General features: G+C 65.0%; 19 protein-coding genes and 1 tRNA gene. 9 read left to right on the forward strand and 11 right to left on the reverse strand.

The window, feature by feature from the left end:
* Nucleotides 1–32: 32 nt before the first annotated feature.
* Complete coding sequence (gene rpsA, locus EY713_RS05255) at nt 33–1829, forward strand: 30S ribosomal protein S1 (RefSeq protein ID WP_131113889.1); 1797 nt, start codon at nt 33–35, stop codon at nt 1827–1829.
* Nucleotides 1830–1974: 145 nt separating this feature from the next.
* The gene (locus EY713_RS05260; protein ID WP_131113890.1) at nt 1975–3261 is read left to right on the forward strand and encodes an Hsp70 family protein; all 1287 of its coding nucleotides are present in this window, start codon (nt 1975–1977) and stop codon (nt 3259–3261) included.
* 35 nt (nt 3262–3296) lie between these two features.
* On the opposite strand, the gene EY713_RS05265 is transcribed toward EY713_RS05260, so the two are convergent.
* The gene (locus EY713_RS05265; protein WP_131113891.1) at nt 3297–4127 is read right to left on the reverse strand and encodes an SDR family oxidoreductase; all 831 of its coding nucleotides are present in this window, start codon (nt 4125–4127) and stop codon (nt 3297–3299) included.
* Nucleotides 4128–4233: 106 nt separating this feature from the next.
* Here EY713_RS05265 and EY713_RS05270 point away from each other — a divergent pair, with 106 nt between their 5' ends.
* From EY713_RS05270 to EY713_RS23090, 5 genes are all read left to right on the forward strand, one after another.
* Nucleotides 4234–5127 carry a LysR family transcriptional regulator gene (locus EY713_RS05270; protein WP_131113892.1) on the forward strand — a complete coding sequence of 298 codons (894 nt, stop codon included), beginning with the start codon at nt 4234–4236 and terminating at the stop codon, nt 5125–5127.
* Between the two features lie 97 nt (nt 5128–5224).
* Nucleotides 5225–6196 (forward strand): signal peptide peptidase SppA, encoded by a 972-nt coding sequence (gene sppA, locus EY713_RS05275; protein WP_131113893.1) that lies wholly within the window; start codon nt 5225–5227, stop codon nt 6194–6196.
* A gap of 72 nt (nt 6197–6268) precedes the next feature.
* Complete coding sequence (locus EY713_RS05280; RefSeq protein WP_131113894.1) at nt 6269–6553, forward strand: integration host factor subunit beta; 285 nt, start codon at nt 6269–6271, stop codon at nt 6551–6553.
* 138 nt (nt 6554–6691) lie between these two features.
* A complete protein-coding gene (locus tag EY713_RS05285) occupies nt 6692–7060 on the forward strand; it encodes a lipopolysaccharide assembly protein LapA domain-containing protein (RefSeq protein WP_131113895.1) in 369 nt (122 codons plus the stop codon).
* 10 nt (nt 7061–7070) lie between these two features.
* Nucleotides 7071–7685 carry a hypothetical protein gene (locus EY713_RS23090; protein ID WP_245572900.1) on the forward strand — a complete coding sequence of 205 codons (615 nt, stop codon included), beginning with the start codon at nt 7071–7073 and terminating at the stop codon, nt 7683–7685.
* Between the two features lie 18 nt (nt 7686–7703).
* On the opposite strand, the gene EY713_RS05295 is transcribed toward EY713_RS23090, so the two are convergent.
* The 6 genes from EY713_RS05295 to EY713_RS05320 form a co-directional block, all read right to left on the reverse strand.
* Nucleotides 7704–8693: an ABC transporter permease gene (locus tag EY713_RS05295; RefSeq protein ID WP_131113896.1), complete on the reverse strand. Its 990-nt coding sequence runs from the start codon at nt 8691–8693 to the stop codon at nt 7704–7706.
* A 2-nt stretch (nt 8694–8695) separates the two neighbouring features.
* Nucleotides 8696–9679 carry an ABC transporter permease gene (locus EY713_RS05300; protein WP_131113897.1) on the reverse strand — a complete coding sequence of 328 codons (984 nt, stop codon included), beginning with the start codon at nt 9677–9679 and terminating at the stop codon, nt 8696–8698.
* The gene (locus EY713_RS05305; protein ID WP_131113898.1) at nt 9676–11247 is read right to left on the reverse strand and encodes a sugar ABC transporter ATP-binding protein; all 1572 of its coding nucleotides are present in this window, start codon (nt 11245–11247) and stop codon (nt 9676–9678) included. Before EY713_RS05305 ends, EY713_RS05300 begins: the two co-directional genes overlap by 4 nt.
* Nucleotides 11248–11329: 82 nt before the next feature.
* Nucleotides 11330–12454 carry a sugar ABC transporter substrate-binding protein gene (locus EY713_RS05310; RefSeq protein WP_131119294.1) on the reverse strand — a complete coding sequence of 375 codons (1125 nt, stop codon included), beginning with the start codon at nt 12452–12454 and terminating at the stop codon, nt 11330–11332.
* A 185-nt stretch (nt 12455–12639) separates the two neighbouring features.
* Nucleotides 12640–13536 (reverse strand): polysaccharide deacetylase family protein, encoded by an 897-nt coding sequence (locus EY713_RS05315; RefSeq protein ID WP_210215314.1) that lies wholly within the window; start codon nt 13534–13536, stop codon nt 12640–12642.
* 10 nt (nt 13537–13546) lie between these two features.
* The gene (locus EY713_RS05320; protein WP_131113899.1) at nt 13547–13900 is read right to left on the reverse strand and encodes a hypothetical protein; all 354 of its coding nucleotides are present in this window, start codon (nt 13898–13900) and stop codon (nt 13547–13549) included.
* A gap of 262 nt (nt 13901–14162) precedes the next feature.
* Between EY713_RS05320 and EY713_RS05325 the strand changes: the two genes are divergently transcribed.
* Nucleotides 14163–14510 carry a hypothetical protein gene (locus EY713_RS05325; RefSeq protein ID WP_131113900.1) on the forward strand — a complete coding sequence of 116 codons (348 nt, stop codon included), beginning with the start codon at nt 14163–14165 and terminating at the stop codon, nt 14508–14510.
* 106 nt (nt 14511–14616) lie between these two features.
* Nucleotides 14617–15021 (forward strand): hypothetical protein, encoded by a 405-nt coding sequence (locus tag EY713_RS05330; RefSeq protein WP_131113901.1) that lies wholly within the window; start codon nt 14617–14619, stop codon nt 15019–15021.
* Between the two features lie 23 nt (nt 15022–15044).
* Here EY713_RS05330 and EY713_RS05335 read toward each other — a convergent pair whose 3' ends face one another.
* The 4 genes from EY713_RS05335 to EY713_RS05350 all read right to left on the reverse strand — a co-directional run bounded on the left by EY713_RS05335 (nt 15045) and on the right by EY713_RS05350 (nt 25708).
* Nucleotides 15045–18527 carry an ATP-binding protein gene (locus tag EY713_RS05335; protein WP_165491035.1) on the reverse strand — a complete coding sequence of 1161 codons (3483 nt, stop codon included), beginning with the start codon at nt 18525–18527 and terminating at the stop codon, nt 15045–15047.
* Nucleotides 18514–19785, reverse strand: coding sequence for a metallophosphoesterase family protein (locus tag EY713_RS05340; protein ID WP_245572901.1), 1272 nt, complete (start codon nt 19783–19785; stop codon nt 18514–18516). The genes EY713_RS05335 and EY713_RS05340 overlap by 14 nt, the downstream gene beginning before the upstream one ends.
* A 229-nt stretch (nt 19786–20014) precedes the next feature.
* A tRNA-Val gene (locus EY713_RS05345) sits at nt 20015–20089 on the reverse strand.
* A 132-nt stretch (nt 20090–20221) separates the two neighbouring features.
* On the reverse strand, nt 20222–25708 hold the full coding sequence (locus EY713_RS05350) for a GH36-type glycosyl hydrolase domain-containing protein (protein WP_165491036.1): 5487 nt from the start codon (nt 25706–25708) through the stop codon (nt 20222–20224).
* Between the last annotated feature and the right edge of the window lie 43 nt (nt 25709–25751).

A 25751-nucleotide genomic window follows, 5' to 3' on the forward strand; every position in this document is an offset into this window, starting at 1 on the left:
CGCCGCCCGTCAAGGGCACTCCAGGAGATTGAATGTCCGCTGTTGTTTCCAACTCACGCACCCCGACGCGTGAAGACTTTGCCGCTCTGCTCGACGAGAGCTATGGCAATAACGATGCGTTCGAAGGAACCGTCGTCAAGGGTATTATCGTCGCCATCGAAAAGGATGTCGCGGTCATCGACATCGGTCTGAAGACCGAAGGTCGCGTTGCCCTCAAGGAATTTACCGGCCCGAACCGCGAAGCCGCCCCCAAGGTCGGCGACGAAGTCGAGGTCTATCTCGAACGCGTCGAAAACGCGCTCGGCGAGGCCGTGATCTCGCGCGACAAGGCCCGTCGCGAAGAGAGCTGGGTCAAGCTCGAAAAGGCGTTCGAGAAGCAGGAAAAGGTCGAAGGCGTCATCTTCAACCAGGTCAAGGGTGGCTTCACGGTCGACCTCGACGGCGCTGTCGCGTTCTTGCCCCGCTCGCAGGTCGATATCCGTCCGGTGCGCGACGTCGCGCCGCTGATGGGCATCCCGCAGCCGTTCCAGATCCTCAAGATGGATCGCCGTCGCGGCAATATCGTCGTGTCGCGTCGGACCGTGCTTGAAGAATCCCGCGCCGAGCAGCGTCACGAGATCGTGGCGAACCTCGAAGAGGGTCAGGTGATCGACGGAACGGTGAAGAACATCACCGATTACGGCGCATTCGTGGACCTCGGCGGCATCGATGGCCTGCTGCACGTCACCGATATCGCATGGCGTCGCGTCAACCATCCCACGGAAGTGCTGAACATCGGCCAGACCGTGAAGGTGAAGATCATCAAGATCAACCACGAGACGCACCGCATCTCGCTGGGCATGAAGCAACTGCTGGACGATCCGTGGCAGGGCATCGAGGCCAAATACCCGATCGAGGCGCGCCTGTCGGGCCGCGTCACCAACATCACCGACTACGGCGCCTTCGTGGAGCTCGAGCCGGGGATCGAGGGTCTTATCCACGTGTCCGAGATGTCGTGGACGAAGAAGAACGTCCACCCCGGCAAGATCGTGGCGACGAGCCAGGAAGTCGACGTTCAGGTTCTGGAAGTCGATCCGGTCAAGCGCCGCATCTCGCTCGGCCTCAAGCAGACGCTCGCCAATCCGTGGGAGAGCTTCGCCGAGCAATTCCCGACGGGATCGATCGTCGAAGGCGAGGTCAAGAACAAGACCGAATTCGGTTTGTTCATCGGCCTCGAAGGCGATGTGGACGGCATGGTCCATCTCTCCGACCTCGACTGGACGAAGCCTGGCGAGCAGGTGATCGACGACTTCAAGAAGGGCGACATGGTCAAGGCGCAAGTGCTTGACGTCGACATCGAAAAGGAGCGCATCTCGCTCGGCATCAAGCAGCTCGCCGGCGACCCCTTCGTCTCGAAGGCTGCCGATTCCGAGCCGGTATTCGCTGTTGCGGGCACCGATGCGGCTACGGCCGGCACCACCCCGGCTCCGGCTGGCGGCCCGGGCGAATTGCGCAAGGGCGCGGTCGTCACCTGCGAGATCATCGAAGTTCGCGATGGCGGCGTCGATGTGAAGATCGCCGGGACGGACCTCACCTGCTTCGTCCGTCGCGCCGAATTGGCGCGCGATCGCAACGATCAGCGTCCGGATCGCTTTGCGGTTGGCGAAAAGGTCGATGCACGCATCACCTTGTTCGACCGGAAGGCCCGCAAGGTCGCCGTGTCGGTCAAGGCGCTCGAAATGGCCGAGGAAAAGGAAGCCATCGCTCAATATGGGTCGGCTGATTCCGGCGCGTCCTTGGGCGACATTCTCGGTGCGGCGCTCAAGCGTCAGCGCGACAACCAGAACTAAGACGTCACGCTCCGGGCCCTCACTGCCCCGGATACGACTCGCATCGAAGCCCGCGCGGGGCATTACCCCGCGCGGGCTTTTTCGTCGCCGTCGGTTCTCGCGCCGACGCCGAAGCCTCAACCGACCCTTGAGCCACGGGACACCCATGATGACTCACGCCATCGGCATCGACTTCGGCACCACCAACTCGACCGTCGCGATCGCGGACCAGCATGGCCGCGTCGAAAACATCTCCTGGCCGTCCGCCGAGGGCCCGTCCGAGGTGTTTCGCACTGCCCTCACGTTTTGGAGCGAGGGACGCATGCCGAAGGCGACACTGCGTCATGTCGGCGGCCCGGACGCGCTCCAGCGCGCCCTCTCGCCCGACGGCCATCATCGGTTTGTCCAATCGATCAAGACCTATGTGGCGACGGCTTCGTTCACGGAGACGCGGCTGTTCGGCAAGCGCTTCACGATCGAGGCGCTGATCGCGACATTTCTCAATCATCTGCTGGCGCAGGACCGCGACCGCGTCATCACGCCGAATGTGCCGATCGTCGGCGGCCGTCCAGTCGTGTTCGCCGGCGGGCGACCCGACGAGGCGCTGGCGGTCAAGCGGCTTCAAAGCGCTTATGCGGAAGCCGGTCTGCCACAGGTGGATCTCGCCTATGAGCCACTGGGCGCCGCCTATTGGTATGCCCGCAATCTCAAACGCGACGAAACCGTGCTGGTCGCCGATTTCGGGGGCGGCACCAGCGATTTCTCGGTCATCCGTTTCACGCGCGACGCGGCTGGCCGCCTCGAGGGCACGCCGCTGGCCCATTCGGGCGTCGGCGTCGCGGGCGACACGTTCGATTATCGGCTGGTCGACCATCTGGTCTCGCCGCAACTCGGTAAGAACAGCCATTATCGCTCGTTCGACAAGCTGCTGCCCTTCCCGGCTTATGTGCATGCGGCCTTCGCCCAATGGCATCAGTTGTCGTGGCTGAAGACCAGCAAGGTCATGGCCGAGTTGAAGAGCCTCGCGGCTTCGAGCGACGTGCCCGAGCGGATCGAAGCGCTGATGACGTTTCTCGACATGGATCTCGGCTTCGAGCTCTACCGCGCCATCAGCGCCGTCAAGATGCGGCTCTCGTCCGAGGAGCAGGCCGAGCTGGATTTCCACTCGGGCGGCGTGACGCTTCGAGCCAAGGTGACGCGTCGCGACTTCGAGCGCTTCATCGCGCCGGACCTCGCCCGCATCTCAGCCGCGACCGACGAGGCCATGGTAGCCTCGGGTCTCGGCACCGATGACATCGACGCCGTGTTCATGACGGGCGGAACCTCCTACGTGCCGGCCGTGCGGCGCCTGTTTGAGGATCGCTTCGGCCCGGAGCGGCTGCATACCGGCAACGCGTTCCAATCCGTCGCGTCCGGTCTCGCTTTGCTGGCCGCCGACCGGGCCCGACGCTAGTCGCTACGCTGCAGCGGCGTGGGTCAGGCCTGCCATCACGTGTCGGTATCGGTCGACGAAGCGATGTCCTTCTGCGCCTCGAGTGCCGCAAGGCGTTGCGTCAATGCGTGATGGACGCGCTTGTAGGAGTCCGCTCCCAGCACGAGACGAAACGGTGCCGGGCGGCGCTCTGCCGATGCGATCATGACATCGGCCATCTTGTCGACATCTCCCGGCAGCGGAAAGGCGCCCGACGAAACGGCACGGCGCATTTCCCCGACCGGTGTGTCGTCGTAGATCGACATCGGGGGCGAGCTCACCAGTCCGGCGCCGAAGTTCGTCTTGGTGGGGCCCGGCCCGACGATCGTGAAGTCGATACCGAAGGGTGCGACCTCCTGAGCTACGGACTCGATGAAGCCTTCGATGGCGAATTTACTGGCGTGATAGAGGCTGAAATTCGGATAGGCGATCTGGCCTCCTTCCGACGAGACCTGCATGATCCGTCCGCCACCCTGGGCGCGGAGATGTGGGAGGGCGGCCCGGATGACCTGGATCGACCCCACCACATTGGTGTCGAACTGCCGCTCGATCTGCTCGTCGGTCACCTCCTCGGCGGCGCCGAACAGGCCGTAGCCGGCATTGTTCACGACGACGTCGATCCGGCCGAGGGCGGCGAAAGCTCGGCCGACGACATGGCGTACCTCAGCGGTGTCGGTGACATCCAGCGCGGCGGTCCAGAGGCGATCGCCAAACCGGGCCGCGAGATCATCGAGGGCGCTCACCGTTCGCAACGTCGCGGCCACCCGGTCGCCATGGTCGAGAAGTCGCTGCGTCAACGCACGACCGATGCCGGAGGAGGTGCCGGTGATAAACCAAGTCTTGCTCATGAGGATGCCTTTCGCGAGCCGTGCAACACAGCCCATGAGGACAAGCTAAGCCTATCGATCCATGCGACTATCCGCATAGATCTGCATAGGCTAGTGAAGAAATCCCATGAAAGACCGGCCGACACTTTCTGACATGACAGCCTTCATGGCCATCGTGGCGCATCGGAGCTTCAGCAAGGCTGCCCAAGAGCTCGGTCAGTCGCCATCCACGCTGAGCCACATGGTGCGAAATCTCGAGGCGAAGATGGGAGTACGTCTCCTGCATCGCACGACCCGGAGTGTGTCCACGACTGAGGCCGGAGACCAACTGGCGACCCGCTTGCGACCCGTGCTGAAGGATTTCGATCTCGCGATCGACGAAATCGGGGCCTTGCGCGGACGCCCGAGCGGAACCTTGCGGATCAACAGCAGCGACATAGCGATCCGGCTGCTACTCGCCTCGGTGGTTCCGACATTCCTGGCGCGCTATCCGGAGATGTCGCTCGATCTTGTCACAGACGGCATGTTGAGCGACATCATCGCGAAGGGGTTCGACGCGGGGATTCGGCTAGGCGACGATGTGCCTCGCGACATGATCGCCATACGCTTCGGGGGAGACGTGCGTTTCGTTCCCGTCGCATCTCCGCTTTACATCGCGGCAAACCCGGCGCCGACCACCCCCGAGGATCTGCGACACCATACTTGCATTCGCTTTCGTCTCCCGAGCGGCAGGCTGTTCCACTGGGAATTCGAAAAACACGGTCAGAGCATCAGCATCGATGTTCCCGGCCCGCTGACACTCGACTCGATGAGTCTGATGGCCGAAGCCGCCGCCGACGGCCTGGGGATCGCCTATCTGTCCGACGATGTGGCGCGCTCGTTCATCCAACGCGGTGCCCTACGACTCGTGCTGGAGGATTGGTGTCCCGCGATCCCGGGACTGTTTCTCTACTACCCTGGACATCGGCACGTGCCACCTGGATTGCGGGCCTTCATCGACGTCCTGAAAGAGCGATCCTGAACGGCGTCCTCGCACCGCAAGGCGGCGCGGAACGTGAATTCCCTCGCGTGGGATCTTGGTCTAGGGTCCGGTCTAAACCCATTCAGTCGAGATCCTCATGTCCCATATCGCCGGATCAACTGCCGATTACCTCGTCGACCGCCGCCGGATGAGGCGCAAATTGTTCTTCTGGCGCGCCATCGCCTGCGTGATCGTCGCTCTGGCGCTGGTCGGCATCGGGTTGCAGATCGTTGGTCCGCGCGGCGCCGGCACGCTGGTGCCGCATATTGCACGCCTCAAGATCCAAGGTGTCATCACGGGCGATGACGCGACCATCAAGCTCCTCGACGAGATCGCGACCTCGAATGCGACAGCCCTCATCCTGTCGCTGGAAAGTCCGGGCGGCACTACTGTCGGCTCTGAGCGGCTGTATGATGCGATCCGCAAAGTCGCGGCCAAGAAGCCAGTCGTCGCGACCGTCGGCACCATGGCGGCGTCGGGTGCCTATATCGCGGCCCTTGGGGCCGACCACATCGTGGCGCGTGGGAATTCCCTCGTCGGCTCGATCGGTGTGCTGTTCGAATTTCCCAACGTCTCCGGACTACTCGACAAGGTGGGCGTAAAAGTCGAGACCGTGAAGTCGGCGCCGCTCAAGGCGTCGCCGAACGGTTTCGAGCCGACCAGCGATGCGGCCCGCGCGGCACTCGCCTCCCTGGTGAGCGACAGTTTCGATTGGTTCAAGGCGTTGGTGAAGGACCGCCGCCACATGAGCGACACCGACCTCGCCGCCGTCGACGATGGTCGCGTCTTCACCGGCCGGCAAAGCATGCCGCTCAAGCTGATCGACCAGATCGGCAGCGAAGAGGATGCCGTGGCCTGGCTCGAAACCCAGAAAGGCGTCGCAAAAGGATTACCGATTCGCGATTGGAAAACCGACCGAAGCCTTGAGCGGCTTGGCCTTTTTGGCGCCGCCGCAACGCTGGCCGATGGGCTCGGCTGGTCAATGGTCGGGCATCTGCTGCATCAGACCGCTGCCCTCGAAGAGGCCCCGAAGCTTGACGGTCTGGTCTCCATTTGGCAGGGTAGCTGAGTGAATTGAAGGGTTACGGGGCACGGAATTTGAGCCTTATCGTGACCCAGCCGTAGCGGATTTGGGGCCAAGGTGATCAAGTCGGAACTCGTCCAGCGGATCGCTGAAAAGAACCCACACCTCTACCAACGCGACGTCGAACGCATCGTCAACGCCATCCTGGACGAGATCACCAATGCTCTGACGCGGGGCGATCGCGTCGAGTTGCGGGGCTTTGGCGCCTTCTCGATCAAGCGCCGCGACGCTCGCCTCGGCCGCAATCCGCGCACCGGCGCTCATGTCGATGTCGACCAAAAGGCTGTGCCATTCTTTAAAACCGGCAAGGAAATGCGCGAGCGCCTGAACGTCAGCGCCTGAGTTTATCCCGAGCGTTCCGGCCTCGGACAATTGGGACAGGGTCGTCGACGGCAGGACACAATCCTGGCCCACATCGTTGGCGTCATACTCTGAACTGTCCCGCACGATCGCCCCGCGTCCGAAAGGTCTCGATATTCCATGAAGACGTTTCTGAAACTCGTGATTTTGGTGCCGCTGGCGTTGATCGCCGTCGCCTTCGCGGTCGCCAATCGCCAGGGCGTCACGGTGTCGTTCGATCCGTTCGCGACCGACATCCCAGCTTTCGCGCTGAACGGTCCTCTCTTTGTCGTGATCCTGATCGTGATCGGAACCGGCATCATCATCGGCGGCATTGCGACATGGTTCGGCCAGGGCCGTTTCCGCCGCGCGGCCCGCTTGGCCAAGCGCGAAAGCGATGAGCTTCGCGCCGAAGTTGCGCGTTTGAAGGCCGATCTCGAGCAACAAAGCCGTCGCTCGAACGACAATGCCGGGACCTACCCGTCACTACCGGGGCAGACCGCCGCCTGAGGCGGCCGACGTGAGCGACGCGTCGCCCGCTCCAATTCCGATCGACGATGTGACTCCGGGAACGGGCCTCCCGGCAGCCCGCGTCTGGCGGCCGCTTCGGCTGATCGTCGCGGCCTTGCTGGCCCTCGCGGCCTGTGCGGGCGTCGCCGCCTTCCGCATCTCTGGCTTCGTGACAGCTGATCAGCTCGGCCGGAGCGGATATCTGTGGTCCCATAGCGATGGAACCGTAGCGGCCACCTGGGTCGATGGTCGCGTGGTGCCCCTGCTGATCGTGCTCGGTGGCGGCGCCATGCTGTTCGCCGTCGCGCTGATCGTGACGGCGTGGTCGATGTCGCTGATGCTGTTACGCCGCTCGGACGGTCGGGCCGATGCTGCCTATATTGCGCCACGGCCACGCCGCTCCCGCGCCCGTCGCACAAGCCTGATCCTGGCACTCGGGATTGGCAGCCTCGTGGCGGCGCGCTGGTACAGCTATGTCGATAATACAGCGACCCCGGATGATCCGCTCGGCATCGTGCTCAACGCTTACGCGCCAACACCCCTGCGTGCCTGGGGCTGCGCCAAACTCCGGGCGACCTTCGGCGCCGCGACCGTCCTTCGCGGCTGTGCGCCGGATCGGCGCTGAACCTCACCCATCCGGCCGTCAGCCGTTGGTGCGCTTCGATCGTCCATACAGCAGCAGCATGGCCAGGATCACGACCCCATAGATGATCTGGCGGCCGGATTCAGCAATTTGCATGACCGAGAGGATCGACTGCAGCAGCGTGATCAGAATGACGCCCGCCGTCGTGCCAAGATAGGAGCCCTTGCCGCCGAGGATCGAGGTGCCGCCGAGCACCACAGCCGCGATGGCGGGCAGCAGATAGGCATCTCCCATGCCTTGATAGGCTTTGGTCGAGTAGCCCGCCAGCAATACGCCTCCGAAGGCGGCCAGCGCGCCCGAAAGGCCGAACGCCAGGAGAACGATCCGCTGATTCGGGATGCCCGACAGATAGGCGGCCGGTTCCTGATTGCCGATACCGTAAACGGCCCGGCCGAAACTCGTGCGGGTCAGCAGAAACACGGTCGCGAGCCCGACCACGACCCAGATCCACACCGCGTTCGGGATCGGTCCGACGAGATGCCCGGTCGCGAGTTCGTGCATGGTGGGGGTCGCCATATCCTGCGGCGCCGAGCCACCGGTCCGCAAGATCATCAGGCCCTGCGCGACCGCGTTGATGCCAAGCGTGAAAATCATCGACGGCACCCGCAGATAGGCGACGCCGACGCCGTTAATCAGCCCGAACCCGAGCCCACACAACACGCCGAACGGAATGGCGACGACATCGCCCCAGGGGCCCCAGCCAGCGGCGGCGGTCGACATCATGCCACCCACCGCCATGAGCCAAGGGATCGACAGGTCGATCTGACCGAGCAGGATGACGATCATCATGCCGCTCGCCACCATGGCCAGGAAGGCGCCGACCTGAAGCTGCTGCAGCAGATAGTCGGGGGACAGAAAGCTGCTCGAGTAGAGGCTGCCGACCAGCAGCAGCACGACGATGCAGCCGAAGGCGGTCGCGACCGCCGGATCGATCCGTCGGAGGATCGCGGGCATACGGGAAATGGGGGGTGTGGCTGAGCCGGGTTGCATGGTCATTGCCTGAAAAGGTCGAGCCGATTGCGGATGCTGATCAGGCGGAATGAGCCGAGACACACGGCGGCCAGCAGCACGAGCCCGAGGAACAGGGGCTGCCAGAGCGGGTCGAGGTCGAACACGAACAACAGGTCGTTGATGGTGCGGAAGATCAACGCACCGAAGATCGCCCCGATGGCGCTGCCGGAGCCGCCGAAGAGCGACACACCGCCGATCACCACGGCGGCGATGGAATTCAACGTGTAGGTCGCTGCATTCGACGACGAGGCCTCCCCCGAGGAGGTGAAGAAGGCCAACATCAGGCCGCCCAGGGACGCGAAAAGCCCAGCCAACATATAGGCCGTGAAGGTGGCGCGGCGGACCGGCACGCCGGACATATAGGCCGACACCTCGGATGAGCCGACCGCGTAGACGGCGCGCCCCGTGAGCGAGCGGCGGAACGGCACCCAGATCAGCAACATCACGACCGCCAGCGCGACGACGCTGGTCGGAATGCCGCCGGGCAATTGACCGGTGATCGCATCGGCGAGGTCGCCGTTGATGTCGCCGCCGGGCTGCGGGCGCAACTGCAGCGCCACTCCGAAGAAGATCGCGCTCGTCGCGATGGTGGCGACGATCGGCTGCAGACGTCCGACGATCACCAGCGCGCCGTTGATCGCACCGCAGGCGAGCCCCGTCGCCATCACGCCGAGAATCCCGAGCGCCGTCATGGCGGGCGATCCGATAACGATCCAGGAGGCCAGGCAATTCGAGAGAATGAAGATTGAGCCAAGCGACAGATCGATGCCGGCCGTCAACACCACGAAGGTCTGCGCGACGGCGATCAAGGCCAGCAGAACGCCCTTGTTGGCGGCCGTCTGCACCACGTTGGCGCTGAACCCGGCCGGGTGGTTGGCCGTATAGATCGCGAAGATCACGACGAACACGAGCGCGGCGAAGATCGTCGCCTTATGCTCGCTCAGGCGATAGCGCCAATCGCTCACGAGACATGCGCCGGCGCAGCGCCGGCCTCCCCGGTTGGAGTATCGATATTAAGAGCGCTGCTGATCAGCGCATGTTCGGTGATGTCATGGCCGGCCAGCATGCGCCGCACCGATCCGTCATAGAGCACCGCGACCCGGTCGCAGCAGCCGATGAGTTCGGCATAATCGGTCGAATAGAGCAGGATCGCGGCGCCATCGTCGGCAAGCTTCCGCAGCAGGCGATAAATCTCCTGCTTGGTGCCGACGTCGATGCCGCGCGTCGGGTCGTTCAGCAGGATGATCTTCGGCGCGATCATCAGCCATTTGGCGATCACCACCTTCTGCTGGTTGCCGCCCGACAGCGCCGAGACGGGAACGTCGATCGAGGCGGTCTTGATCTCGAGCAGGCGCAACATCGCATCGATCGCCTGCCGCTCGGCCCCGCGATCGATCACGCCGCCGCTGGTAAACCGATCGAGCGCCGCAAAGGACAGGTTCTGGCCGACCGACATCGGCAGCATCAACCCCTCGGTCTTCCGATCCTCTGGGATTAGCGCAATCCCGTTGGCGGGCGATTTGGCGTCGCCAGGCCCTTTGATCGAGACGGGGCTGCCGTCGATCAGCACCTCACCCGTCACGCCGCGCAGCACACCGAAGAGCGCCAGCAGCAGCTCGCGCTGCCCCTGCCCGTCGAGACCGCCAAGCCCGACGATCTCGCCGGGCCGGACGCTCAACGAAATGTCGCTCAGCCGGCCGCCCCAAGACAGCCGGCGTAATTCAAGCGCCGGCACCTTGCTGTCGGGAATGGGGGCGGGCTTCGGCGGAAAGACGTGGCTGTAGTCGCGGCCGATCATCAACTTGACGACCTCATCGTCCGTCTTGGTGCCGGCCGGATAGGTCTCGATGTTGCGACCGTTGCGGAACACGCTGCAATCATCCGCGAGTTCGGTGATCTCCTGCATCCGATGCGAGATGTAGACCAGCGCCAGCCCTTCCGACCGGAGCGTCTTCAACACGCTGAACACCGACGCCACGTCGCTGGCCGTGAGAGCCGACGTCGCTTCATCGAGGATCAGGATGCGCGGGTTGCGGGCCAGCGCCTTGGCGATCTCGACGAGCTGGCGGCGCGACAGCGGCAAATCCTTGACCCGGGCGGCGGGATGGATGTCGCCGGCCCCTGCCCGTGCCAACGCCTGCATCGCCATGGTGCGCTGGGCGGCGCGATCGATCATGCCGAAGCGCATGGGCGGATTGCTGATCATGATGTTGTCGGCCACCGAAAGGTCGGGGATCAGCGACAATTCCTGAAAGATGCAGACGATTCCGGCCCGGTTGGCGGCGGCCGGATCGGGGAAACGAACGGCTGCGCCATCGAGCGTCAGGGTTCCTTCGTCGGGCTGCACGACCCCCGACATGATCTTGATGAGGCTGGATTTCCCAGCGCCGTTCTCCCCCAGGATCGCATGAATGCGCCCGGCGCGGACATCGAGGCTGACGCCGTCGAGAGCACGCACGCCACCGTAACGCTTGGAGATTCCCTGCATGCGGAACAAGGGCGGTGACGCATCGGCGATCCTGCCGTCGTTCATCGAGGGAGACCCGTTGGTTGATGTCTTGAGCCTGGTCGCGACAGCCGGGCAGAGGCCCGGCTGTCGTCGAAGCAGCGTGACGTTACTGGTTGGTCTCGGACTGACCCATGATTTCCTGCGCCGTGAAATTGATGCCACAGCTCGGGAAGGAGTTACCGACGAAGAAGTTATCGGTCTGCTTCGGATAGAAATTTTCGCCGGCTTTGAAATCAGGATCTTCGACGCGCGCCAGCGGCAACTTGATGGATTGCGGCACGACGTCGCCCTGGAGCGCCGCGATCGCAGTCTTGACCGCGACGGCGACCTGAGCCGGACCGGTGCCGCCCGAGGCGCATTTCAGCCCGTCAGCGGAATGTTCGGCGCATAGCTTGCGGAAGCCATTCTCGGTTTCGGCGCCGGCCGGAACGAAGGGCTGCTTCGCGTCCATGAAGGCGCGGACCATGCCGGTCGAGCCGCCTTGGGCCGTCATCCCGTCGAAATGCTTGTGGATCGAAATCGCGTCGGCCGACACCTTCTGGGCCGTGCCGTCATCCCATTTGCCGACGACCTCGACGGTCTCGAAGGGTTTTCCGGAGGCCTTCAGCACATCCTGGATGCCCTTGTGTCGATCCGTGTCGACCTGGGTCCCGGTCACGCCCCGCACTTCGAGGATCTTGCCGCCGTTCGGCACCGTCTTGACCAGCCACTCGCCCCAATATTTGCCGAGGCCTTCCTGATCGACGTTGACGTTAATACCCTCGTCGGTATCGATCGTGTTGTCGAAAGCGACCAGCACCACGCCGGCCTGCTTGGCGCGGCGCACGACGGATTTGAACGCCGTCGGGTTCTGCGCGTCGATCACGATCGCATCATAGCCCGAGTCGATGAAATTGTTGACGGCCGCGATCTGGGCCGCGATGTCCTCGCCGGTCGAAACGACCTTGAATTCCTTGAGCTGCGCCTTGACGGCGGGCTGCTCGGAATAAGCCTTGGCGGTCTTGATCATCTGAATACGCCAGGTATTGCCGATGAAACCATTGGCCAAAGCAATGCGATAAGGACCGGCCTTCTTGGGATATTTGAAGAATTTCGTCTGTTGCGTCCACGGAACGAAACATTCCGGCTGAGCGCTCGGGCCAGAGACGATTTCGGGGCCGGCCGCGAATGCCAATGTGGTGCTGGCCAGCAATCCGGCCGCGACGATAGTCGCGATGTGAGACATACGCATCATGTTCCCTCCTGTTGTGTCGACCGATATCGTGAGCGGCTTCTGCCACTTCTTGTCGGCGCTATGCCGGATAGCCGCGGCCCAACGCAGTGCTGGGCCCATTAGGCTGACTAACCGAAGCGGGCCGGACCGGCAATATCACGCCACCGCTTTGTACGATTTTTTCGCGTCACGCCTGCCGTCGCTCAGGAGCCCGGCACGATTCCAGGCGGCAACGAAAGGACATGCGCCGCGATCGCACCAGGCCGGGTGATGAAAACGAGGTCGCGCTGGCCGGCGATATGCGCGAGGGCGCGGCGCAAATGGCGAAGCCGATAGGGTTGGCCGACCAGATAGGCATGCAGCGCGATTCCCATGACCAGCGGCACATCGCGGCTTTGATGCAGCATCTCGTCGAACTGATCCACGATCATATCCGCGAAGGCGTCCCCGCCAATTTTGCGGCCGACGATCATCGGAATATCGTTGAGTTCCTGCGGATACGGAACCGCGAGGATGCGCCCCCGCCGAGTCCGCATGACCACGGGCTGATCGTCCATGCACCAATCGAGGAGATAGCGGTAGCCGGCCTCCTGCAGGAGATCGGGCGTCACCGCGCTTTCCGAGATCCATGGGCCGAGCCACCCGCCGGGCGCCCGACCCTCGTGCCGTGCCAAGGTGGCGGTCGCCTCGGCAATCAGCGCCGCCTCGTCACGCTCCGGAAGAAGGCCTTGCCGCTCGGCATTGCTGCGGCCGTGACCGAGGAACTCGTCGCCGCGCTGTCGGAACGCGACGGGGAGATCCGGGCAGGTGTCGTAGAGGACGCTGTTCAGCAGCACCGACGCCGGGAGAGCCAGATCGTCGAACAGCTCCAGCAGACGCCATGCGCCGACCCGGTTGCCGTAATCACGCCAAGCGAAATTGAGGATATCGGGCGAAGGGCCCCCGGGCGCGAGCTCCGCCCCGAGCCCCTCGCCGAACGCGAAATCTTCGAGATTCAGCCCGATATAGACGGCAAGACGCTTGCCGTTCGGCCAATCATAGGTGGGTCGCTTCGTGATCGGGATGTAGTCATAGCGCCCATGAGTCCGAAGCACGCTCACGCTGCGAGGATCAGGGAATGGACTGCAGAACCAGCGGATCGGCGATGTTCCATTGCACCGAGCCGCTCACCTCGTCGACGTAAAGACCGAAACGAGCCTGAACGCGGCGCGGGTCGCCCGGGCATGCACCGCCATGCTTTTCGAGAACCACCACTTCGGTGGCCTCCTTGATGGCCTTGTCGCCGCGCACGAGCGTCGAGCAAGCCAGCTGGTCAGGCGTCAGCAGATGATGACTGATGATGATCCGCTCGGCAAACCGAAGCGATGAATCCGACAGCCCATAGGACCTATAGGGCGCCGCCAGATCCGCAGACCAGGCCGGTGCCGAAACCAAGGCCCCAAAGGCCACGACGAATAGGATCATCTTGCGCATGGTTCAATAATAGAGCCACGGCTCTTATCCGTCCAGATCGGATCTTAGCCAGGATCACGCCGAGCCGCGATCGCGCGCACTTTCGGTCAGGACCGCGCTCTATTTGCCATAGCGCGCGCAAAACAGGGATCGAGCAGGCGATTCCGCCCCGCTAGCTCTTTCGTGCTCGAGCCGCACGCTTCACGTTGGATGCGTCGAGTCTCGCGGCGAGGAGCCATAGCGCGAGTCGGCAAGACGCGATCGTGAGTGGGAGATGTCGACGGTGAACGGATGGATTGCGGGCGTGGGGTTGGGGCTGGCCTTGACGGTGTCGGGATGCGTCGCCGACCGGATGACACCCGAACGGGCTGCCGCGATGCGGACCAACAACGAGGCCAATCTGGCACTCGCGCGAGCCCACAAGATCACCTATGCGGAAGCGGCGGCCCGCACCAATGCCGATATGGAAAGCGTCGCGCCGGGACCCTTGGCCAAGCAGCAGAAGGCGCTGGACGACTACCGCCTCATGCTGGCCGGGGAGGTCGATGCGGGCCGGATGAAGCCGCAAACCGCGGAAGCCAAGCAGCAGCAGAAGGCCGTGGAGCTGCTGGCGCAGCGCTGACAAACGGGACCGATGGCGGTATCGTCAGGCGCGTTATACGACAGCCGGCGATGACGCACGCGGCGCGCTCTGACGCGGCACGATCCAGGACCAAGGGCCCAACACGTTGCTGCATTACGCGATCGGCAAAGTGAGACGAGACGACGGCGCGATCTACATCCTCACGCAAGAGGGCGAAGCCGGCTGTGTCGTTTTTGGCCCTTATTGCGTGCTGTCGCCCGGGAGCTACGAAGTCGAGTTCCGCATCCATCCGACCGAAATGACCAATGACATCTGCTGCGTCGTCGATGTTCTCCGTCGCGGCAGGACCATCGCGGCCGAGAAGGATTTCACCTGTAGCGAGTTGATCCACCGCAACGGTCGGGTCTCGATCCGATTCGAGGTGATCGAGCGCGACACCTACGAGTTTCGAGTTTTATCGACCGGGCGCTCGGCCTTGAAGGTCCGCTATCAGAGACCGGTCCGGACCTTGCCACCCCCCGACCAGCCGAACGCGAACGACGGCGCATAGTTTTGCGCCCGAACCAGCGCCGTCTAGGCGATCGTCACGATGGAGGCGCGGCCGTCCACCGCCAGCCGCTCGCCGGCCGCGAGCACGGACTGATGGTGAGTAAACAGCAGCACCTGTGTCGTGGTCGCGAATTCGGCCAGAAGATCGAGCGTCGCTGCACCCCGGCGATCGTCGAAATGCACCAGAATGTCGTCGGCAACAAAGGGCAGCGGCTCGGTGGCGGCGCAGTAATTGGCGAGGCTCGCGAGCCGAAAGGCGAGGAAGAGTTGGTCGCGCGTGCCATCGCTCATGGTCGCCACAGCTTCCGAACCGCGACCACCTGACCGGATGCCGCGCACCACCGGCGCACCCTTCTGATCGACGTCGGCCTCGACCCCGTCGAATTGGCCTTGGGTCATACGAGCGAACATCGCACCCGCCGCGCGGATCAGCGGATCCTGCTGCTCGCTTCTGACACGCTGGATCGCCTGGGTCACGAGATCGCGAGCGAGCCGCAACTCGACGTAGCGCTCGACAGCAGCATGCATGTCGGCGGTGGCGCGTTCGCGATCCACCACGGCGCGCTGAACCGCCGAGGGCGCCTCATGGGCCTCCATGGCCTTGCCGGCCGATTGCTCGTCGCGGATCGCGGCTTCCATCGTTTGATCGAGCGCATCGAGGCGCCCCTTGAGGTCGGCGACCTCGGCCCGCACGGCGTCGAGATCTTGCCCTAAAGCCTCGCGCCGCAACACGTCGAGATCGAGACCCTCGCCGGCGCGCCGAGCCGTCGAGGCTAATTGCGTCTGCCTCGACCGCAGCCCGGAAAGATCGAGCCGCCGTTCCGCGATCCTCTTCAGCGCCGCATCGTCGCCGGCCGGGACAGCGGCCTGTTCGGCCAGTTCTTTTAAGACGCTTTCCGCCTCGTCGAAGGCCTGTTGGCGGGTCTGCAGCGCCGCCGTGACAGCGTCGCGTTCCGGCACCAGCGCGTCGCGGCCAAGCCGCAGCGTGTTGTTGTAACGCCAGCGGTCGACCAGCATCGCACCGGACGCCAGCGTATCGTCCGCCAAGGCGATCCCGAGCGGCGCCGCCAAAGCCGAGATCTGGCCCGTCAGCGCCGCCTCGTCCTCATCCATGCGAAGCAGCCGCCGCCGCGTCTGCGCCAACGAGCGGAGCTCGCCGCGCGCGCGATTCCACTGCGCCGCGAGTGTCGCGCCCAGGTCGGTCGGCGCATCGGCCGGAAGGCCGAGTTGCATCGCCGCCACGCCCCATGCCGCGATCCACGCCTGCTCCTCCTGCTCGAGGCCGGCGAGCAGGCGGCGGGCTGTCGCGTGTTGGGATTGCTGCGCGACGAGATCGCGTTCATCTCGAAGATAGGCCGCATGCGCCTGGTCGTGGGTCGCGATGGCTTGAGCCAAGGCCTGCACGCGCTCGGCGAGATCAGCACCCGGTTCGGGCCGCAACAGCGCTTTGCGTTCCGCCCCTTCGAACTGACGGAGCCGAGGCGCGAGGGATCGGTTCGCCTGTTCGGCATCGAGACGCGCTGTTTCGATCGCATCGGCCCGCGCCAGCATATCGGCCCGCGCCTCCACCAAGGCAAGAAGCGCCGGCGCTTCGGGCCGACGCTCGCACGCCTCAGGAAAGGCACGGCAAAGGTCAGCAAGACGGCGCTCGAGCGATCGGGCGAGTTGCGCTCGCGCGGTTTCGGCGGCCGTGACCGCGGCCGACGCTTCCGCCAGCCGACGTTCGGTCTCGACGAGCGTTGCGACCCGTTGCGCCTCGGACGTGCGGCTGTCAGCCAGTTGGTCCGCATGGGCCAGACCGACGTCGAGCGCCGCGATCTCGGCCGAGCGCTCGATAGCCGATCGGTCCGACCGCCCCGCGAGATGAGCGGCACGGATCGGCTGCCACGCCTCGTGGCGCTGCGCCCGCGCAGCCGCCAACGCCGCATCGGTCGCGATCTCGCCCCCCTGCCGCAGCCGGTCGATATCGGCCCGCGCGATCTCGCGTTGTTGGATTGCGGCCGCATGGGCGCTCACCTGCCGGGTCACTTCGGCCGCGATCAGGGTGCGGGCTTCGATCTCGAGCCGGAGTTGATCGGCGGCCGGGCAGACGAGCGCCCGCAAAGCGTCGATATCGACGAAACCGAGCGCCGCCGCACGCGCGTGAAGGATGTCAGCGTCACGCAGGATCTGCTGCGATTTATGCGCCAAACCGTCGGCTTCGACCGGGAGCGCCGCGAAGGTCGTCACGCTCGCGCCGAAGGGCTCGTGCCGCCCGCGCGCCACCAGGGCCTCGATCCGCCGTGCTGTTCCCCTGACGATTTCATCGGCCAGCGCGCTCGCCTCGCGCGCATTGTCGAGCCGAAGCCGCCGTGCCACGGCATCGGCCGCAAGCGCGAGCACCCGGTCCAGCACCGGCTGCGGCGGCATCAAGGGTTCGAGATCGGCATCCGGCCCAACGCCGAGCCGCTGGCGCAATCCGGCCAGTTCGGCCTCGGCATCGCCAAGCTCCTTCAAGCGATTTGCGCGGTCGTTGCGGGCGCGGGACACCATCACCATGCCCTGCTCGATATCCCGCACCGCCGCTTCGGCCTCCGCCAGATTGGTGTCGACCGCCATCACGTCGAGCCGATCCGAGAGATCGGCAACGTGCCGTCGGATGCTGGCGAGATCGGCCGCGACGGTGTCGCGTGTCGACAGGGCCGCCGTGCATCGATCGGCAAAATCCTCCGCAAGCCCCGTCACGTCGGCATAAAGCGCGAGCTTGTCCTCGACGGCGTCGAGCTCGCGCAGAGTCGGAATGACGCGTTCCACCCGTTGCAAGCGCGACAGGCTTTGCGCCAGATCCCGCTTGGCGGCTCGCGCCTCGGACAGGCGCGTGAGGGCCGTCTCATGGGTCTTGCGGTCCCGCTCATACGCGTCCCGCGTCAGGGCGGCGGCTTTGGCGACCTTCTCGGCATCCTCGAACGCATCGAGGGCCTTATAGAAAGCGCGGCTTTCCTTGCGTCGCGGGGCGAACAGCGTGTCGATCTCCGCATCGATCGCATCGAGCCGCCGCATCAGGCTTCGCAGGCCGCCACCCGCCTCCACAATCAAGCGACCGATCTCGCCATCGGCCAGCAGCAACTGGTCGCCACCCTGGCGCAAGCTCTCGTGATCGAGGCCGAACAAATGCTCGAACCGCTCGCGCGTCGTCGATCCCAGCAGCGTCGCCAGCACCGCGTCGTCGCAGGGCGCTCCGGCTTGATCGATGAGCGTCTTGCCACGACCAGCGCGCCGCTTCAGCGTGACGCGGCGCCCGTCGGCCATGCTGAGCGTTGCGCCAATCCGCATCACATCCGTGCCGAATACGCCGCCCCGCAGGGTGCGTTCCGGAATGCGGAACAGAAAGTCCGTAAGAGCCGCCAAACAGGTGCTTTTGCCGGCTTCGTTCGGACCATAAACGACCGTCAGACCCGGTCCGTTCAGCGTGAGGCGGCGATGCTCGACAGCGCCGTAGCGCTCGAGGACGAGTTCATCCAGCCGCACGCGCATCCTCCGCTTCGCTGACGAGCGACACGGCGATCTCGACCGCGCGACCGCCCGCCTCGGCTCGCACCAGATCGAACAACTCGTCGGTGCGCGAGCCGGCCGGCATTTTGACCCGGATTTCGGCGAGATAATCGTCGATCAGTTTGGCGGCTTCCGGTGCCGCGCCCAGACGGCGGATTTCGCCTTCGAGTTGACCCGCGACGGTTGGATCGATCCCCTCACCGCGCGTCGCCAGAGGCTGCGTACCGAGGTCGAGCTTTTCGAGCCAGACCGGGCTCGATAAGGTCGCCAGCAGAGCCTCGACATCGTCGCGCAACCCGAAGCGATCGACCAGCAATCCGCCATGCAGCACCGACCGGCCAGAGAGGCGCAACCGCAACGCGACCGACCGGTCACCGGCCTCGACCCCGATGACATCCAACCGCGCGCGCAGCCGTTCGAGGATCTCGCGACGGTCGGCCGCGCCCAACACATCGATCGTCTCCGATACCCATCGCACCTCGTCGAGGTCGCGGTGCACGCAGGACACGATCGTGCCGTCCACCACCTCGACCAGGGTCGCGCCCTTCGGCCCGGTCTCGCGCGGGTTCCGGCCCTGCAGGTTGCCGGGATAGATCACATGCGGGTGCAGGTTCAGTTCGGCCCGCGTATGCACGTGGCCGAGCGCCCAATAATGGTAGCCATGATTGATAAGCTGCTCCAACGAGCACGGCGCATAGAGCGCGTGATGGCCCTCGCTCCCGGCGCAGGCCGTGTGCAAAATGCCGATGTTGAAGACGTTGCCGACCGGCGCCGGATAGCCGAGCGCGAGATTCTCCGACACGTCGCGCTGTCCGAAGCTACGGCCGTGGATCACGGTCTCGATGTCGTCGAGCACGACCGTCTCGGCCTTGCGGTGGGCGAATCGATGCACGTTATCGGAATAGCCGAGCTTGTCGGCGAAGCGATTTTCCGCGTCGTGGTTGCCGGCGATGAGGAACACTTTGATGTCCGCGTCGCGCAGCCGCCGCATGCCGCTGAGGAAATAGAGGCCGGTCTTGAAGTCGCGAAGATCGCCGTCGAAGACGTCGCCGGCCAGGATGACGAAACGGCATTGCTCCGCGATCGCCAGCGCCACGAGATTGTCAAAGGCCCGCCGCGAGGCATGTTCGACCGCCGCCGCAAAATCAACCGACTTGCCGGAGAGACCCAGTAACGGGCTATCGAGGTGCAGATCCGCCGCGTGCAGAAACTTAAAGGCGCTGATGACGGTCAATCCCAGCCGGAGAGCTCACGAGAGGCGACGACGCCGGTGCGGCCGCCCGGATACCCGAGTGACACTGAACGAATAGGGAACAAAGTTCAAGCCACATCGGCCAAAAACCGCGGTCGCTCGATGTCAGGGCGTTCGACCTCGAACGAGCGACACCACAACAATCCGCAGCTACATCAATGAATTGAAGCAGCCAAGGCGCCAGAACATCTCATGAGTCGAAGGCGATGAGTGGTGGGCACGACAGGGATTGAACCTGTGACCCCTCCCATGTCAAGGGAGTGCTCTCCCGCTGAGCTACGCGCCCACTCATCTTCGACACGGCTCGGGACAACCGCGAAGCAGCCGTATATCCGCACCATTGGCCGGACGCAACCGCCAATTGCCGCCAAGCCCTGTTTTTGCTGGCCACTCTCGGCCGGATCCCCGATCCGATGCGCTATTGCGCGGCCGTCCGCACCGGGTCATCGCCTTCGCGCAGCGGTGCGCGATGGTATTTTCCCTTGATGCAGAGGGTCTTGATCGACAATCCGCCGCGTGCTGCGAAGAGATCGTCCGGAACGACGACCTGGCCATTGCGGACCTCGAGCCCGATCACCGCATAGGCGGCCGACAGCATGCGGGCCGCCGACCCGGTGTACCAGCTCCACCCGCCGCGTCCCTCATAGCCCGGCCCGTCGTAAATGTCGGCCGGCTGCTGATGCGGCGCGAGGCCGTAGATCGCGAGCTCCTTGCCCTCGGTCTTGCCAAGCGGCGAGATCGCGCACCAGGTTTCGAAGGCGCGCCCGACGAGATGCGCCGCGAGATCGGTATCGCCGCGCCGCTTGGCGTCTTCGGCCAGCCGCATGTATGCGTCCACGGTCCACGACACGCCATGCGAATATTGGCCGCCGTTCTCCCGCACGCCGGGCGGATAATCCGCGATGCGGCCGGGATAGGGTTTGGACTGTTCGTCGAATGGGGGAGCCAGCAACAGAATGCGGTGCGGTTTTTCAAGCGCCGACAGGCCATGCTCCAACGCCGTGAGCGCGCGCGCCGGATCGACCGCGCCGGACGACAATGCCGGCCATGCCGCCGTCATCATGCTGAACGGATCCAGCACCTCGCCGGCATCGTCATAGTCGAACACGAAATGATCGCTCGTCCAGGCGCCCGCGATCGCTAGTTTGAGGGCGGCCGCGGCATCCAGCAGACGCTGCGCGGCAGCATCGCCCTGGCGCGCCTGAGCGATCGGGGCGAAGCGGACGAGGATGTCGTGCAGGAAGAACGACAGCCACAGGCTCTCGCCCTTGCCGGCCGGCCCGACCGCATCGACGCCATCGTTCCAATCCCCGGTGCCGACCAGCGGCAGGCCGTGCGGACCCATGCGGGCCAGCGTATAGTCGATGGCGCGGATGCAGTGGTCGTAAACATCGCCGGTTTCGAGCGAGAGGCGCGGCGCGATCAGGAGATCGACGGTGCCGTCCGGTACGGCCGGCCCTTCGAGATAGGCGGCGGTCTCGTCCAGAACCGTCGTGTCCGAGGTCGCCTCGATATAGCGCACCAGCACATAGGGCAGCCAGAGATGCGGATCGGAGGCGCGGGTGCGCTGACCGAGGCCCGTGCGGCCATCGGGCGCGACATGCCACCATTTGAAGACATCGCCCTCGGGGAATTGCGCGCCGGCGTGGAACACGATTTGCCGCCGCGTGAGATGCGGGTCGAAGAACAGGAAGGGCAGCACATCCTGCAACTGGTCGCGGAACCCGTAGGCGCCGCCGCGCTGGTTCGGGCCATTGCGCCCCCACAGACGAGACGCCAGAACCTGATAGGGCAGCCAATGGTTGACCAGCCGATCAAAGGCCGGATTATTGGTTTCGATCGAGATGTCGTTCAAGCGCTCGGCCCACCAGGCGCGGGTCGCCTGCATAGCGGAGCGGGCCGACGCCAGATCACAGAGCGCCGCCGCCAGCGTCAGCGCCTCGGTGCGGCTTTCGCCTTGCCCGAGCACGACCACCACCTCGGTTTCTCCGCCGGCCGGCACCTCGATCAGGCCCGAGAAGGTCGCGGCGCAACGGCCGTCGTCGTCGATCGAGCTGTCCGGCACGCCATTTTCGACCATGAACGGATTGGTGAGGTCGCGCCCGGCTCCGCCCAGAAAGCGGGCTCGAACCGTCTCGCTCACCGGCGCCGTCAGGCTGGTGGCCGCGAACGCCCAGCCCTTGAAGAAGTCGTTGCGCGGATTGGTGAAGAGCAGCGCCTCGGTCTGTTCGTCGCGCGAGGCTTCGAGTTTGCCGAGACTATCCTCCGGGCTCTCGTCGAGCGCGATGTCGAAATAGGGGACGATGCGGAAGCGCCGGTTGCGCGTCGCATTATTCTTGACCGTGAGAATGCGGATATCGGCCGGAGCGTCGGGCAGCACGAAGACGGTCAGAAGAAGTTCGGTCTCGCCGCGTTGCTGCGCGAAGGTGACGGAGCCGAGCCCATAGGTGACGCGATGGGTCGCATCGGCACGCCGGAACGGCACGAAGCCAGCCGTATCGGCCTCGCCGGTTTCGAGATCGACCACATAGATGGCTTGGCCCTGGTTGGACACCGGCACCGATTCGAAGCGAAACGGCGTCAGCGCGTTCTGCCGCGCATTGGCGTTGAACGAGTGGATCTCGCCCTCGTTCGACACCACCGTGCCGAAGCCGGTCGTATTGGCCAGAACATGCGCCCAGGGGCGCGGCGTGGCCTCGGTCAGATGCAGTTCCGTCCCATTCTTCCTGAAGCTGAACGGCCAAGCGGTGGCCGGTTTCGGCGGCAGCGGATCGATGTGGCGTGTCCGCATCCAAACGGCCGCGAGCGCGGCAGGGGTCGGGCGGGCGACCTTGAGGTGATGCGCCACGATCTCGGCCGCATGCTGCTCGTCGTTGGCGCGCCCCGTCACGAAGAGGAGCTCGCATTGACCGCCCGGCGGCAGATCGATCGCGACCGTCAGGCTCGCCGCAGGGTCGAACGTATAGAGCGAGCCTTCATCGTCGATTTGGCGCGGCGCGGTCTCGGCCAAGCCCTGCGGATCGCGGATGCCGGTCTGTCCGAGAAAGCGCGTGCGGCTATCCTCATAGCCCGTGAGCCTCGCCCCGTCGCCTGTCCGCACGGCGTGGAAATAGATCTCGGGCGACATGCGTCCGGCAGCGCGCAGCAGCCGGTTGCGGATGAACAAGCCATTGAGGCTGCTCATGAACCACGTCTCGACATGCAACGCGTTGAAGTCCGGGTCGCGCGCATAGGCCCCGAGTTCGTGCACCGCGATCTCGCGGAAGCTGGCCAGCGACAGGCGACGCGGCCGCGCCTCGGTGTTGGTCAGCCGGATGGTCCAGAATTCGATCGTCTCTTCTTCGGCAAGGCGCAATTCGGCATCGGCCTGAATGCCCGCGACGGTGTTACGAAGGCTGGCGCAACTCGGCGTCGGCTGATGCGCGGCATAATCGGGGCCGACACGCTGGAGCGGCTCGTAGCCGATGCTCCACCTCTGTTCCTCGTCTCGGTCGCGCAGGAAGAAGAAGGGGCCGCGCATCTGCAGCGGGTCGGTCAGCTTCTTGGAGATGTCGACGCCATGGCTGCCGCGCGCCGAGCCGTCGATCGCCGAATGGCCGCGCCCGTCGGGCAGCAGATCGGCCGTCATGAACCCGTTGGACAGGCTGAACTTGGCTGGCGCGGTCAGGAAGAAGTCCGGCCGCGCCATTGTCTCGGTCACGGCCGAGGGTCTGCGCCGATCCCACCGTCGCCCAACCAGATAGGCGATGGCCAGCGCCGCGATCCCGGCCACCCCATAGGCCATGACAAGGCTGTCGACCGGTCCCGACAGGGCGGGTGTCTTGGCGCGAATCTGCTCCGCCCCGGTCCAGGCCGTGTCCCACTCGGGACCATGCGGAATGTAGAACGGGATCAACAAGGGTGCCCAGGTGGCGAACCGGCGGATGCCGGTCGGGATGATCCGGGTGCGCGCCGCATGGCCGGCGAACCGCGCGGCTGCCTCATCGGCCCGGTCGCCGCCGATGAAGGTGAGATTGACGAGGGTCGCGACCCGCAGGCCCATATGATCGAACCAGATCAGCACGCGCAGCCAGTCATAGGCCAAAAGGCCGGTGAACAGCGCGAGGCTCCACAAGCGGAAATCATGTTGCGGCAAGGTCACGTTGGCGGCGGTCGCCGCGATGGTGCGGACGAGCCCATCCTGATTGTACCAAGCGGGATCCGGTGACTGGCGCAGGAACGAATTGATGATCGGGGCCATCCAGAGCCCCCAACGGAGCACCCGCACGGCTTGCTCGACGAGGCTCTCGAAGCCTTTGGGGCTGATCAATTGTTTCAGCGGCGTCAGACTGCGACCGATCAGGGCCGCGAGCACGAAATAGTTGATGCTGAACAGCGGGGCCGCGATCGACCAGTTGATGACGCCCGACAGTGACTCGTCGTAGAAGAGTTTGACGCCGCCGGCCGCATGGCCGAGGTCGATCGTGCCCCATTTGTTGAACAGGGGATAGACCGCGAAGGTGCCGTCCGGGTGGCCCGTGAGGCTGACATAGGACCAGAACTTGGTCGCCACCACGACGAGTTGCGGCGCATCGAAATACCAGCCGAGCGATCCGCCGACGAGGCCGCCGAGCAACAGCCCAAGACCATAGATGCGCCAGGTTTCCATCACGGCACGCTGCCGACTGGCCCGGCCGATCAGGTCGGCCGCAAGATCGACGCCGCCATAGGCGAGCGCCCCGATCAGGAACGTGACCAGAAACCGATTGAGGCCGTCCTGGCTGCTCAAGCCGGCCGAGAGCGCAAGCGCCGCCCCCAGCCCGACGACGGCGCCGCGCCAATAGGCACGCGGGGCGCCATAGGCGTCGCGCAGGCGGCCGAAGAACGGCGGCGTTCCGTCGGCGCTCGCCACGATGGTGCCGGCCAGCGGGAACAGCAGCGCGCCGCCAATGAGGCCGGCGAGCCAAGGCATGGCTTGCATGAACGTCACGATGCCGGGTGTTTGCAGAATAGCACCCGCGGCCAGCAGCAACGCCATGAACGTGCCGCCATAAATGCCGCCCTTGGTCAACCCGCCCCGCCAATGGCGCGACAAGGTCGCGAAGGTCGGAGGCATGCGGCCGAGCGCGTCGATCGCGAGGCCGGTCACAATGAAGACGAGCGCCCAGAGGCCCGCTTGCGAGAGCGTGGCGGCGACGACCGCCAGCAGGTCCTGCACCATAGGGCCGCCACCCGGGACAACTTGGTTGAGATCTGCCAGCAGCGGCGTCAAGGCCGCATGGATCGCACTGCCGATCAGCAAGACATGCACACGCGGGTCGCGGGGCAGCGTCCCCGTGACGAGCAGGCGCAGGATGCCTGTCAGCATTTCGACGAAGACGACAAGCACGACGGCGCGCCCGATCACGGCCCGGACCGCATCGTCGACCGCACCCTTGAGCGTCAGCCAGAACCCCAGCCGCCGCATCAGCACCTCGCTGCCGACCAGCAGCATCAGATTAAAGAGGAGCGGCAGCAGGACCGCGGCAGTCGCCTCGCGCAACGCGATGTGGCGGCGCGTGCGGACGAGGGTCGCGGCGGCCGCGAGCCCGTAGAGCAAAACCATGACGCCGGAGCCGACATTGGTGAGCCCGAGTACGTCGGTCCACGTGTCCGGCACCTGCCAAACCCGATAGGCGTCGTTCCGTGCATGCGCCAGAAGGCCAAGCGCGACGATATCGATGGCGGCTTCGATCAGTGTCGGCAGGCGACCCGAGACGCGCCGCTGCAGAAGTGCCAGTCCGGCGGCGCCGAGCGCAACGGCGGCGACGAGCGCGAGTGGGGGTGGAAGCAGCAAAGCACCGAGCGCCGAGAAGACCAGCATCGCGGCCGCGAGCGGCGCTAAGCCGTCGCTGTTCGGCGTGGTCGCGCTCTGTGCCTCTGCCATTCTCTGATCCATCACGCCGCCTTTGACCCATGCCTCCGAGTTG

The organism is Lichenihabitans psoromatis, assembly GCF_004323635.1.
In the GTDB taxonomy this organism is placed as follows: Bacteria; Pseudomonadota; Alphaproteobacteria; order Rhizobiales; family Beijerinckiaceae; genus Lichenihabitans; species Lichenihabitans psoromatis.

What these genes read in the sequence shown, in the direction of transcription:
- rpsA (WP_131113889.1), top strand. Translation starts at nt 33, where the DNA reads ATGTCCGCTGTTGTTTCCAACTCACGCACCCCGACGCGTGAAGACTTT.
- EY713_RS05260 (WP_131113890.1), top strand. Translation starts at nt 1,975, where the DNA reads ATGATGACTCACGCCATCGGCATCGACTTCGGCACCACCAACTCGACC.
- EY713_RS05265 (WP_131113891.1), bottom strand. Translation starts at nt 4,127, where the DNA reads ATGAGCAAGACTTGGTTTATCACCGGCACCTCCTCCGGCATCGGTCGT.
- EY713_RS05270 (WP_131113892.1), top strand. Translation starts at nt 4,234, where the DNA reads ATGAAAGACCGGCCGACACTTTCTGACATGACAGCCTTCATGGCCATC.
- sppA (WP_131113893.1), top strand. Translation starts at nt 5,225, where the DNA reads ATGTCCCATATCGCCGGATCAACTGCCGATTACCTCGTCGACCGCCGC.
- EY713_RS05285 (WP_131113895.1), top strand. Translation starts at nt 6,692, where the DNA reads ATGAAGACGTTTCTGAAACTCGTGATTTTGGTGCCGCTGGCGTTGATC.
- EY713_RS05295 (WP_131113896.1), bottom strand. Translation starts at nt 8,693, where the DNA reads ATGCAACCCGGCTCAGCCACACCCCCCATTTCCCGTATGCCCGCGATC.
- EY713_RS05305 (WP_131113898.1), bottom strand. Translation starts at nt 11,247, where the DNA reads ATGAACGACGGCAGGATCGCCGATGCGTCACCGCCCTTGTTCCGCATG.
- EY713_RS05310 (WP_131119294.1), bottom strand. Translation starts at nt 12,454, where the DNA reads ATGCGTATGTCTCACATCGCGACTATCGTCGCGGCCGGATTGCTGGCC.
- EY713_RS05320 (WP_131113899.1), bottom strand. Translation starts at nt 13,900, where the DNA reads ATGATCCTATTCGTCGTGGCCTTTGGGGCCTTGGTTTCGGCACCGGCC.
- EY713_RS05325 (WP_131113900.1), top strand. Translation starts at nt 14,163, where the DNA reads ATGTCGACGGTGAACGGATGGATTGCGGGCGTGGGGTTGGGGCTGGCC.
- EY713_RS05350 (WP_165491036.1), bottom strand. Translation starts at nt 25,708, where the DNA reads ATGGCAGAGGCACAGAGCGCGACCACGCCGAACAGCGACGGCTTAGCG.